This is a genomic window from Caldicellulosiruptor acetigenus (assembly GCF_026914305.1).
Taxonomy (GTDB): domain Bacteria; phylum Bacillota; class Thermoanaerobacteria; order Caldicellulosiruptorales; family Caldicellulosiruptoraceae; genus Caldicellulosiruptor; species Caldicellulosiruptor acetigenus.
This window is the reverse complement of sequence record NZ_CP113866.1, coordinates 2213314-2226461: the sequence shown is the minus strand read 5'-3', so window position 1 is coordinate 2226461 and position 13148 is coordinate 2213314. Positions and strand designations below refer to the sequence as shown.

Here is a 13148-nt window from a genome sequence, read left to right as displayed (position 1 = left end):
TTTTAATGGGAAAAAGAGTTATAAAGATATTTGATACCACGCTCAGAGACGGTGAGCAAACACCAGGTGTGTCGCTCAACGTCAATGAAAAGCTTGAGATTGCAAAACAGCTTGAAAAGCTCAAAGTTGATGTGATAGAAGCAGGGTTTGCAATAGCCTCTCCTGGCGATTTTGAGGCAATAAAGGTCATCTCAGAAAACATAAAAGATGCTGTTATAGTATCTTTGGCACGAGCAGTAGAAAAGGATATAGACAGAGCTTATGAAGCGCTCAAAAAGGCTTCATCCCCAAGAATTCATACGTTCATTGCAACAAGTGATATTCATATGAAATACAAGCTCAAGATGACAGAAGATGAGGTTTTGGAAAGAGCAGTTGCAATGGTAAAATATGCAAAAAAATATGTGTCTGATGTAGAGTTTTCGTGTGAGGATGCAACACGTTCAAGGATTGAGTTTTTGATAAAGGTTTTTGACGCTGTAATAAAAGCCGGTGCAACAGTAATAAACATTCCTGACACAGTTGGCTACACAACACCAGAAGAGATGAAAAGGATTATTCGAGCAATAAAAGAAAACATTCCTGACATTGACAAGGTCCAGATTTCAGTTCACTGCCACAACGACTTAGGTCTTGCTGTTGCAAACTCATTGGCTGCTGTGGAAGAAGGGGTTCACCAGGTTGAATGCACAATAAATGGTCTTGGTGAGAGAGCTGGGAATGCTGCTTTAGAAGAAATTGTTATGGCTCTCAAGACAAGAAAAGACTTTTACGATGTTGATGTTTTGATTGACACAACTCAGATTTACCGAACAAGCAAGCTTGTGTCTTCACTCACAGGCGTATTTGTTCAGCCAAACAAGGCAATTGTTGGTGCAAATGCATTTGCACACGAGTCTGGAATTCATCAGCATGGAGTGCTCTCAGAGAGAACAACATACGAGATTATTGACCCTGTGTCAATTGGTCTTCCAAAGAACAGGATGGTTTTGGGCAAGCACTCAGGTCGACATGCATTTGAAGAAAGGCTCAAAGAACTTGGATACACAGACCTCACAAGAGAAGAGATTGACGCTGCATTTGAAAAATTTAAAGTTTTGGCAGACAAAAAGAAGGTTGTGCTTGACAAAGACATTGAAGCACTTTTAGAACAAAAGTCACTCAATATCCCCGAGACATATGAGCTTGTGAGGTTCCAGATAATAAGCGGAAATGGTCTTATATCAACCGCATCTGTGAAAATAAAATCGGGTGATGAGGAGTTTGAAGAGGCGGCAACTGGCGATGGTCCTGTTGATGCAATCTTCAAGGCAATTGACAGAATTACAGGTCTTCAGGTTGAACTTGATGATTACAGTATAAAGGCTGTCACCCAGGGCAAGGATGCTCTTGGAGAGGTTACAGTCAGAATAAAGAAAGACGGTAAAGCGTTTTTGGGCAGAGGACTTTCCACCGATATTTTAGAAGCAAGTGCCAAAGCGTATGTAAATGCTATAAATAAGATGCTGTATAAAATTTCAGAGGAGTAAAATTGCCTCTTTACAATTTTTTAAATTGGGTTTAAAATAATTAGCAAATAAAACTTGAGGGTCAAAGGGGTGCAAAAAATGATAATACGAATATGCGGCGCAATCACAATAATTAGCATTATTTCAATAATTAGAAAGAGAATAATTAAATGGATTTATAAAATTTCATATGCCGCATTGCACCCATTTTGGCCTGTGTATGAGCAAAGAGGGTTCTTGAAGAGACCCTTGGGGCATCTTTAGAATTTGCAATCAAATTTGAGATTGAATTTTAAAAGCCCAGCCTAAAAAATCACAGGCTGGGCTTTTTTGATATCAAAAAGGAGGGAAAATGAAGTGGAAAATAATAAGACCATTATCATCTATGACTCAACCTTAAGAGACGGTGCTCAGGCTGGTGGAATTTCATATACTCTGGAAGATAAGCTCAAGATTGTAGAGAGGCTTGACAAATTTGGTGTGAAATTTATCGAGGCAGGCAATCCCGGTTCTAACATCAAAGACCAGGAGTTTTTCGCAAGAGTTAAAAAGATGAGATTGAAAAACGCAAAGCTTATCGCCTTTGGTTCAACAAGGCGAGTGGGAATTGACGTTAAAGATGACCCTAACATCCAGTCGCTAATTGCTGCTGACACCGAAGCTGTTGCAATCTTTGGCAAGTCGTGGGATTTTCATGTCAAAGAGGTCTTGAAAACAACAGAGGACGAAAATCTTCAGATGATTTATGACACTATAAAATATTTAAAGTCTTTGGGCAAGTATGTTGTATTTGACGCAGAGCACTTTTTTGATGGCTACAAGAATAACAAAAAATACGCTTTGGAGACTTTAAAGGTTGCAAAAGAGGCAGGCGCAGATTCTTTAGACCTGTGCGATACAAACGGTGGCACCTTCCCAATGGATATTTATAACATCACAAAAGAAGTTGTTGAGATGTTTCCTGGGACATTAATTGGAATTCACTGTCACAACGACACAGGTATGGCTGTTGCAAACTCAATCATGGCAGTTTTGGCAGGAGCACGTCAGGTTCAGGGAACTATCAACGGATATGGTGAGAGGTGTGGAAATGCAGACCTTATCACGCTCATACCAAATCTTCAGCTAAAGCTTGGCTTTAAATGTGTACCAGATGAGAACATAAAACACCTGACATCACTTTCAAGGTATGTTGCAGAGATTGCCAACATGATTCCAAACGAAAGAGCACCATATGTTGGAGCTTATGCATTTACTCACAAGGCCGGAATGCACATTGATGCTGTCAAGAAAAATCCAGCCTCTTTTGAGCATATCAATCCTGAGGTTGTTGGAAATGCAAGAAGGATAGTACTGTCTGAGGTTGCAGGAAGGGCTACAATTCTTGACAAGATTCGCGAGATTGACCCGACAGTTACAAAAGACTCACCTGTGACAAAAGAGATTATTGATGAGCTAAAGCGCCTTGAAAATGAAGGGTATCAGTTTGAGTCTGCAGAGGCTTCATTTGAGATGTTAATTAGAAAAAAGCTGGGGCTTTACCAGCCGTTCTTTACTCTCAAAGAGTTTAAAGTGCTCATTAACGAGCCGGCAGTAGAGTACAGCTCATCTGCAATTGTAAAGATTGCGGTAGATGGAGTTACAGCAATCACTGCTGCTGAAGGTGATGGCCCTGTTCATGCTTTAGATAATGCTTTGAGAAAGGCTTTGGAAAAATTCTACCCAGAGCTAAAAGAGGTGCATCTTGTTGACTATAAAGTGCGGGTACTGAATGCAGAGACTGCAACTGCTGCAAAGGTAAGAGTTCTGATTGAGTCAACAGACGGCAAAGACACCTGGACAACTGTAGGTGTTTCAACCGACATTGTAAATGCAAGCTGGATTGCACTTGTTGACTCACTGGAGTATAAGCTTTGCAAAGAAAAAGTGGGGAAATAAATAAAGTGGGGGCTGTCCATCTCAAATAATTTTGACAGCCCTTGCTTGCTTTTTATGTGTCTAAATTTTTTAATTATTGCTTGAAAAATTACTTATTATCCATTTGTTTTTAATTTTTTCAAGCAACAGAACCATCTTTTTAATATCACCATAAGGGTCAGCTGGATTTGGTGTGTAAGAGTCTGTGAAGCAGTACACAAAATAGAAATATCCTTTTTTGTTCCAAATAACGGTTTGCTTGGGGTCAGCAGGTTCTACCTTATAATAACAGGTGTAAATATCTTGTGTAGGTTTAGGAAAGAGTATTTTTTGCACTTTCTCAGATACAAATGAATATGCATCTTTGTTTGAAGCAAGGCCAAGGATGCTTTTGCGGTTGGCTTCATTTAACACGGCTTTAATAATTTTATAATGTGCTTGCCTTTCTGCTTTTACTTTACTTATGTTGCTGTCTATATTTGAGTTGTTTATATTCTTTTCTTCTACAACTGGTAAAACTGAGATGATATCTGCTATGAATTTCTTTTTGTTTTTCATTAAATAGGTTCTCTCCAGGTTATTAGCTTTTAGATTTTGACTTGTATTAGTGGCGGCTTTAGTGTAAGAAAATCTAAAGTAAGTACCATCTGGTGAAGTAGAGCTTGCCAAAAATTTACCCTTAGGTAGTCTGTCTATATCAAAAAAAGCCCAGTAGATTCCATATGTTAGTAAGCCAAGCAGTAGTAATACGGAGATTAATATTTTCTTTAACATTTTGCTATTTTATACCCACCTTTCTGAAAATTATATAGATAGTTTTATTTTATCATAACATGAATTATAAATGTAAAAAGTTTTCAAATTTTTTAACAAAAAAAATAAAAACTGAGGACCATTTTTAAAAAATACACTCTTTTTGGTCCCCAGTTATTACTTTTCAAGCATTTTATCTTTACAAAAATTAACTTTCAGTATGGTCTTATGAACATCTGGGTCCAGTACAAAACTCCCTTGCTGTTTTTTGCAACCCCAACACCAATTTCAGTAAAAGAGGGGCTTAGGATATTTGCTCTGTGACCTGGGGAGTTCATCCATGAACGAACAACCACTTACACACCTAATTAAAAATCTATTTTAAAAACCTCAAAATCGTGGTATTATTATAGAAGTAAATCTAATTTCAAAAAGGGAGGCAAAGATAAAATGGCATATTACATCACAGATGATTGTATTTCATGCGGCGCATGCGAGAGTGAATGCCCTGTTCAATGCATATCCGCTGGCGATGGAAAGTATGTAATCAACGAAGAAGAATGCATCTCATGCGGTGCATGCGCAAATGTATGTCCAGTTGATGCTCCAAAGCCAAGAGAGTAGTTCTTGAAAGTTGCAAAATAGCTTAGGACCGGGTAAAAAATCAAACGCCCGGTCTTTAAATTATAAATTGAAACAAAATTTGAAAAATGTGCATAGTTGAAAGGAAGGGCGAAAAAGAAATTGAACAGGATTTATGTTCCAGTTCAAAATCCTGAGGAGATACAGAAACTAAAGTGTGGGCAAGAAGTTTTAGTGTGTGGCAAACTTTTTGTTGCGAGGGATGCTGCTCACAAAAAGCTTTTTGAGATGATTCAAAAAGGTAATAAAATTCCAATAGATTTTAAAAACGGTGCGATATATTACATGGGTCCCTGTCCTGAAAAGCCATGTGAAGTAATAGGACCATGTGGTCCAACAACAGCAGGCAGGATGGATGCATTTACCCCCACGATGCTTGAGCTTGGAATAAAGGTTTTAATTGGAAAGGGGAAAAGAAATGAGGCTGTAAAAGAGGCAATAAAAAAGCACGGTAGCATTTATCTTGCCACATTTGGTGGTGCTGCAGTTTTGATTCAAAGCTGTGTCAAATCTCAAAAGATTGTTATGTTTGAGGACCTTGGTGCAGAGGCAGTTCGTGAGATTGAGGTGGAAGATTTACCGTGCATTGTTGCAATAGATTCTCAAGGGGAAGATATATATGAAGTTGGACCAAGAAAGTATGCGCAGAATTTTAGATAATCTTAAGATTTTCAATGCTCTTAAGAGTTACAATTTTTTGCGTCTTCACATGCCAGGTCACAAAGGCAAAGATGAGATTTTCCCAGATGCTATTAAAAATATATTTCCCAACTTTGATGTCACAGAAACCTTGTATACAGACAACTTATTGGATCCAAAAGGTTATATAAAGGAATTTTTAGATGGAATTAATGAGTTTTTTGGTTCAAATTATAGTTTTTTGTCTCTTCAGGGTTCAACACACCTTCTGCAAGCCTCAATTGCTGCATTTTCAAATCCGTATGACGGTATACTTATAAATAGAGATGCTCATAAAAGCATATATAATGTTGCAAAGATTTTAAAACTTGACATTGAATATATATATCCACAGTACGATGATTCTTTAGGAATATTTACATATATCGACGAAAAGCACTTTGAAAGTGTCCTTCAAACTTCAAAATCTCAAATTGTTGTAATAACCTCACCATCATATTATGGCATTGAGCAGAATGTAAAGGTGCTCTCAAAGATTGCAAAAAAATATCAGAAGAAACTCATAGTTGACCAAGCTCATGGCGGTTATTTTAAATTTGTAGGGAAAAAAACAGCCTTGGATAGCGGAGCTGACATATGCATTTTAAGTCTTCACAAAACATTGCCATGCCCAAACCAGTCTGCACTGCTTTTGTCAAATTTGGCGGAGAAGGATACCAAAAAACTTTCTGCTAATTTAAGTTATCTTCATACAACAAGTCCGTCGTATGTGCTGCTTGCTTGGAGTGAGTATGGGATAGAGTTTTCAAAAATGTTTGGCAGACAGCTTTTTGATGAGCTCGAAGAAAAACTTGAAAAGCTATGCAAGCCGGTCTTGGATTATACAAACTATGTCTACAGCGATTTGGATATTTTAAAACTTCTTCTAAACTTTAGCAAAGCAGGGGTAAAGCAAAGTTTTGCAAAAAGTCTTTTGGAGAAGTATTCCATTGTTCCAGAGCTTCTTGACCAAAATAGGATTCTGTTTTATTTTTCTCTGGTAGATGCTCTTTTTAATTTTGAAATCTTGGAAAGCTTTTTTTATGATATAATAAAAGAAAAAGGAAAAGAAGTGCTGAAAAAAAAGTTTTTATCACCGCCAAGACCAAAAAAGGCTTTGAAAGTGTATGAAGTTGACAACATGAAAAAAAGAAGAGTAAAGATTTGTGAGGCAGAAGGCTTTATATGTGCGCAGGCAATCATTCCTTACCCGCCGGGATTTCCGGTTGTTGTTGAGGGTGAGGTTATAGAAAAGGATACTATAGAATATTTACAAGAACTTTTGGGTATTGAATTTATCAAAAAAAATGAGGTTGATGTGATTGAGGAAGGGTAAACTCATAGTATTTGAAGGAAACGATGGTTCAGGTAAAACTACACAGCTTGTAAAAGTCGAAAAATATCTCAAAGAGAAAGGATACAAGGTTCTCACAACAAGAGAGCCAGGTGGAACAGAAGTAGGATACAGAATCAGAAAGCTTCTTTTAGACCCTCAATATAAGATGGATGGGCTGACTGAAGCTCTGCTTTTAGCTGCAGACAGGAACGAACATGTTAAAAATGTACTCATTCCTGCCCTTGATGAAGGGTACATTGTGCTTTGCGACAGATACATCCTAAGCAGTGTAGTTTACCAGGGCATTGTAAGAGGGGTTGGTGTTGAAAATATTCTGAGATTAAATTCAATCTTTGAAGATAGAATAAAACCCGACCTTTACATTGTTCTTACCTTAGAGCCTGAAATAGCCCTGCAAAGGATTAAAATAGCTGGCAAAACTGACAGGCTTGACTTAGAAGATTTGGAGTTTCACAGGCGTGTCTACAGCGGCTTTAAAGAGGTATCAAAATGGTTTGAAAGATGTGTAAACATTGAGGCGCAGGGTTCAGAAAAAGAAGTCTTTGAAAAGGTGTTGTATGAGATAGAAAGGCTATTAGTAAACAAATAGAAGTAGAAAGAGTAGAAAAAGAAGTGCGAGCTTTAAAGAAGAAGCTTTTCAAAGAGAGGAGAGAAGAGGAAAGATGAAGCTCATTGTAGCAGTTGTACAAAATGAAGACATTGGCAGGCTCTTGGACGCTCTTCAAAAAGAAGGCATAATGGCGACAAAGCTTTCAACGTCGGGTGGATTTTTGCGCTCTGGCAATACCACTTTGCTCATAGGCATTGATGATGACAGAGTTGCTGAGGTGATTGACATTATATCTCAAAAGTGCAAGACACGCAAACAAATTGTCTCATCGCCTGTGACAAACAATCCCTCAGCAGGTGTATACCTGCCATATCCTGTTGAAATAACAATTGGTGGTGCTACAATATTTGTCCTCAATGTTGAGAGGTTTGAGAAGGTTTAAAAAAATTTAAGAAGTGGGAAAGTAAGATGAGAGTAGAAGATGTTAAAAGAAACAATATAAACAATATAACATTTTTTCAAGACCAGCGAAGGGTTGAAAGACCAAAAGACTCTTTTTCAAACTATGTAAAGCAGCTTGAGAAAGATGAAATTATCAATAGAATAAAAGAGCTTATTAACAAAATAGACTCTCTTGGCAAGAGCCTTGCAGAGAGGTTAGACCTTTCAACACTCAAAGAGTATAAAAAGACCATAAAAGAGCTTTTGGGATACACAGTGTATTCTTCCCATGAGTATTTTAATGAAAGCCTTTTTGGCAGAAAAGGCAGGCACAAGGTGTTTGGTATCGTCAAGAAGATTGATGAAAAGATGGACATGCTGACCCAGGAGATTTTGAAAAAAGAGGCAGACAATCTCAAGGTTTTATCATATGTAGGAGAGATAAAAGGACTGCTTGTTGACCTGTTTATTTAGAAATTTGCACAGGGTGAGAGATGAATATGAATTTAGACGCTTTCATAGGTCAAAAAGGACTTGTTGCTACTCTCAAGAAGGCACTTATTCGGCCTTTTCACGCATACATTTTTGAAGGTGAAAAAGGACTTGGTAAAAAACTTTTGGCAATGACCTTTTCAAAGCAAGTTTTGTGTGAAAAAAAGATTGCGTGCGGCGTTTGCAAAAGCTGCAGGCTCTTTGATGCACTCACACACCCGGATTTTAAAATAATAAAGAGAGATGAAGATAAAAAAGAGATATCCGTTGACGCTATTAGAGAGATTATAAAAGACATTTCACGAGGACCTATTTTTGCAAGTAAAAAGGTATATATAATACAAGAGGCAGAGGAGATGTCGACAAGTGCTCAAAATGCACTTTTAAAGACCTTAGAAGAACCTCCAGAGTATGCTCTTTTTATTCTCACATGCAACAATTTAGAAAGGCTTTTGCCGACAGTGGTTTCAAGGTCTTTAGTACTTTCATTCAAAAGATACAGCTCAAGCGAAATCTCTGAGATTTTGAAAAGTCATGGATATGAGCCCAAAGACTATGTTTTAAAACTTTGCAGAGGGAATCCTAAAATTGCTCTTGATTTTTATGATAAAGAGGTTCAAAATAAAAGAGACTATATTTTTGATAAACTTCTTTCGTACGACGGGGCAAGTTTTAGTTTGATAAAAGAATTTGAAAGTGATTTTGAAAAGTTTAAAGACGACTTTGCATTTTTATTTGAAACGGTAATATACTTTCTAAGAGATGCGCTTATGTTCAAAAAAACAAACCTTGTTGAGCTTATTACAAACACAGACAAGTTAGAAAAGATAGTTGAGTTTGCAAACAAGCATACAATCTCACATATATACAGGCTACTGCAGGATTTCATAATGTTAGAAAAGTACCCAGATGCAAATGTAATCTCAGACAATGTGCTTGACATGATTTTTTTAAAACTATCAGGGGGCTAAAAGAAAGATGGCAGAAGTTGTTGGAGTTAGATTCAAAAAAGCTGGAAAGATATACTGGTTTGACCCGAATAACATAGATTTGAAAGCTGGAGATGACGTCATTGTTGAGACAGTCCGCGGGATTGAGATGGGAAAAGTTATGATAGAAAAAAGAGAGGTGCCGGACGAGGAGATAGTCCAGCCTCTCAAAAAGGTTGTAAGAAAGGCAACAGAAGAGGATTACAAAAAAGCTCAAGAGAACATGGAAAAGGCAGCAAGAGCACTTGAGATTTGCAAGGAAAAAGTACAAAAGCATGGGCTTCCTATGAAGCTTTTGCATGCCGAGTACACATTTGACAACAACAAGCTTCTTTTCTATTTCACGGCAGAAGGAAGGGTTGATTTCAGAGAACTTGTAAAAGACCTTGCAGCAGTTTTCAGAACAAGGATTGAGCTGAGACAAATAGGTGTCAGAGACGACACAAAGTTCCGTGGCGGTTTAGGGCCGTGTGGACGAGAGGTTTGCTGTGCGGTGCATCTTTGTGAGTTTGTGCCAATCTCAATAAAGATGGCAAAACAGCAGGGGCTTGTTTTAAACCCTGCAAAGATATCCGGCCTTTGCGGAAGGCTCATGTGCTGCTTGACATACGAGCAAAAATTCTATGAAGAGGCAATGCTCAAACTTCCAGGAATAGGTGCGATTGTAAAAACAGCCGATGGCATAGGTGAAGTTGTTGAGGTGAATGTCTTAAAAGAAAAGATAAAGGTTAGATTTGAAGATGAGATGCAAAATGTAGAGCTAAAAGAATACTCTGTTGGTGAGTTTGAGATTCTAAAAGACACCAAAAAGATTCAACAGCCGGTTGTTGCACTTGATGACGACGAGCTAAAAGAGCTTTTGGATTTGGAAGAATAAAATTGAATTTAAACTTGAAAGAGGCAAAAAGGGCTGCTAAAAAGTTACTGTGAAAGCAGCCCGTTTTTTAAATTTTAAGATTCTTTTCTAAAACAGAGGTGATAAAGATTGGAAGTAGTTTTGCTAATTGTTATTATCGTTCTTATCGTATCAAACTTGTTACTGCTCATAAGACTTAAAAACAATATGAGTTCTTCTGAGACACAAAATAAACTTTTGGAGATTGAAAAGGAACTTGAACAAATTCAAAATTCCATATCGCAACAATTTTCTCAGAATAAAAATGAAACGCAAAGTATGATAAGTTCATTTGGCGGCATTTTGATGACAAGGTTTTCAGACATATCCAATCAGATAATAAATTTTACATCATCAAATCAGGAGAGGCTTGACAGTATCCGAAAAGAGATAGATAGCAAGCTTGAGAAAATACGAGAGACTGTTGACAGCCAGCTACAAAGCACATTAGAGACAAAACTTTCGCAGTCTTTCAAGCTTGTATCAGAGCGTCTTGAGCTTGTCCACAGAGGGCTTGGTGAGATGCAGGCCCTGGCAGGAAGTGTTGGAGACCTTAAAAAGATTTTGAGCAATGTAAAGGTTAGAGGCACGCTTGGTGAGATTCAGCTTGGCAATATCATAGGCCAGATTTTGGATTCTTCACAGTACGAAAGAAATGTAAGGATAAAACCACACACTCAAGAGCAAGTTGAGTTTGCTATTAAGATTCCTTCTAAAAATTCAAAGGATAATGAATTTATATACCTTCCAATAGACTCTAAATTCCCCATAGAAAGTTATCAGCGGCTTATTGAGGCGCAGGAGAAAGCGGAGGCAGAAGAAGTTGCAAGATTTTCAAAGGAGCTTGAAAATAGTATAAGGCAAAATGCAAAGGCTATAAAGGAAAAGTATATAGACCCGCCTAAAACAACAGACTTTGCTATCATGTTTTTGCCCTCTGAAGGGCTTTATGCAGAGGTTTTGAGAATACCCGGGCTGTTTGAGTCTGTGCAAAGGGAATACAAGGTGATTATTGCGGGACCCACAACAGTTGTTGCAATGCTCAACACCATTTCACTTGGCTTTAAAACCCTTGCAATTGAAAAGAGAACAAGCGAGGTTTGGGAGCTTTTGTCAGCGGTCAAAACTGAATTTTCAAGGTTTGCTGAGATTCTTGAAAAGGTTAAAAAGAAGCTTTCTGAGGCACAGGATACAATTGACACTGCAACAAGAAAGACAAGAACCATAGAAAGAAAACTCAAAAGTGTTGAGGTCCTCTCTTCCGAAAAAGACCCTGAAAAGATTCTTTATGACGAGGAAGCTATTGAAGAAGGTTAAGGGAAATAATCTCACATATGAAGATTTTAAATTGCCATCTTGCAAAATTTCAACTCATATCTTAAAATATAGTCTTGCGCAAAAGAATAATTTGCAATGTCCTATTGTCAAAAATGCAAAAGTAGAATATAATATATCTCATAACACTTGATTGTATACATATATACAATGTGGAGGGAAGCTTAAGTGGCAAGAGTAGAATTTAATCCCAGGACAAACCTAATTGAGCAGGCAGCGTATAAATATACACTCCAGGATGTTCCAGAGCCGAACCTCTATAGAGAGATTTTCCCATACACAGAGATACCCAAGATAGCATTCAACCACAGGCATGTCCCTATGTTTGTGCCTGATGAGATATGGATAACAGATACAACATTCAGAGATGGTCAGCAAGCAAGGTCTCCTTATACAGTTGAACAGATTGTAAGGCTTTATGATTATCTCCACGAGCTTGACAACGACTCTGGTGTTATCCGTCAGACAGAGTTTTTCCTATATTCAAAAAAAGATAGAGAAGCTGTTATTAAATGCATGGAAAGAGGTTATAGGTATCCAGAGGTTACCTCATGGATAAGAGCAAGAAAAGAGGATTTTCAACTTGTGAAAGAAATGGGCATCAAAGAAACGGGAATTTTGGTGTCCTGCTCTGACTATCATATATTTAAAAAACTCAATATGACAAGAAAACAGGCAATGGAAATGTATCTTTCTATTGTTGAAGCAGCACTTGAACATGGAATTATTCCGCGCTGCCATTTTGAGGACATCACAAGAGCAGACTTTTACGGCTTTGTTGTTCCGTTTGCAAACGAGCTTATGAAACTTGCGCGCCAAGCAAATATGCCTGTAAAGATTAGAGCATGCGATACCCTCGGGCTTGGTGTGTCTTACCCGGGAGTTGCTCTGCCAAGAAGCGTGCAGGGAATAATTTATGGACTTAGACACTATGCAGAGGTGCCGTCTGAGTGGCTTGAGTGGCACGGTCACAACGATTTTTACAAAGCTGTTGTCAACTCTGGCACTGCATGGCTTTACGGTGCATCTGCAGTCAACTGTTCGCTTCTGGGTATTGGCGAGAGGACGGGCAATACTCCGCTTGAGGCTATGGTAATTGAATATGCCCAGCTTCGTGGGACAACAAAGAATATGAGGCTTGAGGTAATCACTGAGATTGCAGATTACTTTGAAAAAGAGCTTGACTATGAGATTCCACCAAGAACGCCGTTTGTAGGAAGGGCATTTAATGCAACAAGAGCAGGAATTCATGCTGACGGTATTTTAAAGGATGAGGAAATCTACAACATCTTTGATACAAAGAAGATTTTAAACCGTCCAATTGTCATTGCAGTTGATGCGCACTCTGGGCTTGCAGGTATCGCTGCATGGATTAACACATATTTCAGGCTTGAAGGTGACAAGAGAATTGACAAGCGCGACCCTAGAGTTGCTAAAATCAAAGAGTGGGTTGACAAGGAGTACGAAAATGGAAGAACAACTGTTATTGGCGACGATGAGCTTGAAATGGTTGTTCGCGAAGTCATGCCAGAGCTTTTCAAGATGCATGAAAGCAGGGTAAAATAGTTTTTTTCAACATATAAAAAGAGCC

The 13148-nt window shown here is 38.1% G+C and carries 13 protein-coding genes and 1 pseudogene; 12 read left to right on the top strand and 2 right to left on the bottom strand.

The genetic code is table 11. The features are described 5' to 3' along the window. Nucleotides 1–5: 5 nt before the first annotated feature. Nucleotides 6–1529, top strand: a complete 1524-nt coding sequence (locus OTK01_RS10955; protein ID WP_013433037.1) for a 2-isopropylmalate synthase — start codon at nt 6–8, stop codon at nt 1527–1529. A 336-nt stretch (nt 1530–1865) separates the two neighbouring features. Further along, nucleotides 1866–3446: a citramalate synthase gene (gene cimA, locus OTK01_RS10950; RefSeq protein WP_014042561.1), complete on the top strand. Its 1581-nt coding sequence runs from the start codon at nt 1866–1868 to the stop codon at nt 3444–3446. A 69-nt stretch (nt 3447–3515) separates the two neighbouring features. Here cimA and OTK01_RS10945 read toward each other — a convergent pair whose 3' ends face one another. Together OTK01_RS10945 and OTK01_RS10940 are read right to left on the bottom strand one after the other, a co-directional pair. Next, a complete protein-coding gene (locus OTK01_RS10945; protein ID WP_029228587.1) occupies nt 3516–4199 on the bottom strand; it encodes a DUF5412 family protein in 684 nt (227 codons plus the stop codon). Between the two features lie 194 nt (nt 4200–4393). Further along, a pseudogene (locus tag OTK01_RS10940) lies at nt 4394–4531 on the bottom strand (CAP domain-containing protein); the annotation flags it as partial. Nucleotides 4532–4628: 97 nt separating this feature from the next. Here OTK01_RS10940 and OTK01_RS10935 point away from each other — a divergent pair. The 10 genes from OTK01_RS10935 to OTK01_RS10890 all read left to right on the top strand — a co-directional run bounded on the left by OTK01_RS10935 (nt 4629) and on the right by OTK01_RS10890 (nt 13123). Continuing rightward, nucleotides 4629–4802, top strand: a complete 174-nt coding sequence (locus OTK01_RS10935) for an indolepyruvate ferredoxin oxidoreductase subunit alpha (RefSeq protein WP_013433032.1) — start codon at nt 4629–4631, stop codon at nt 4800–4802. Nucleotides 4803–4922: 120 nt separating this feature from the next. Then, the gene (locus OTK01_RS10930; protein WP_029228588.1) at nt 4923–5480 is read left to right on the top strand and encodes a FumA C-terminus/TtdB family hydratase beta subunit; all 558 of its coding nucleotides are present in this window, start codon (nt 4923–4925) and stop codon (nt 5478–5480) included. Continuing rightward, nucleotides 5440–6834 (top strand): aminotransferase class I/II-fold pyridoxal phosphate-dependent enzyme, encoded by a 1395-nt coding sequence (locus OTK01_RS10925; protein ID WP_464233309.1) that lies wholly within the window; start codon nt 5440–5442, stop codon nt 6832–6834. The genes OTK01_RS10930 and OTK01_RS10925 overlap by 41 nt, the downstream gene beginning before the upstream one ends. Continuing rightward, a complete protein-coding gene (gene tmk, locus OTK01_RS10920; protein ID WP_014042557.1) occupies nt 6821–7444 on the top strand; it encodes a dTMP kinase in 624 nt (207 codons plus the stop codon). Before OTK01_RS10925 ends, tmk begins: the two co-directional genes overlap by 14 nt. Before the next feature lie 73 nt (nt 7445–7517). Continuing rightward, nucleotides 7518–7847, top strand: a complete 330-nt coding sequence (locus OTK01_RS10915) for a cyclic-di-AMP receptor (protein WP_029228590.1) — start codon at nt 7518–7520, stop codon at nt 7845–7847. A gap of 26 nt (nt 7848–7873) precedes the next feature. Continuing rightward, nucleotides 7874–8320: a YaaR family protein gene (locus OTK01_RS10910; protein WP_013433027.1), complete on the top strand. Its 447-nt coding sequence runs from the start codon at nt 7874–7876 to the stop codon at nt 8318–8320. A gap of 26 nt (nt 8321–8346) precedes the next feature. Beyond that, a complete protein-coding gene (locus OTK01_RS10905) occupies nt 8347–9309 on the top strand; it encodes a DNA polymerase III subunit (protein WP_029228591.1) in 963 nt (320 codons plus the stop codon). 7 nt (nt 9310–9316) lie between these two features. After that, nucleotides 9317–10204, top strand: coding sequence for a PSP1 domain-containing protein (locus tag OTK01_RS10900; RefSeq protein ID WP_013433025.1), 888 nt, complete (start codon nt 9317–9319; stop codon nt 10202–10204). 108 nt (nt 10205–10312) lie between these two features. Next, a complete protein-coding gene (locus OTK01_RS10895; protein ID WP_029228592.1) occupies nt 10313–11539 on the top strand; it encodes a DNA recombination protein RmuC in 1227 nt (408 codons plus the stop codon). Nucleotides 11540–11725: 186 nt separating this feature from the next. Then, nucleotides 11726–13123: a beta/alpha barrel domain-containing protein gene (locus OTK01_RS10890; protein WP_029228593.1), complete on the top strand. Its 1398-nt coding sequence runs from the start codon at nt 11726–11728 to the stop codon at nt 13121–13123. Nucleotides 13124–13148: the final 25 nt, after the last annotated feature.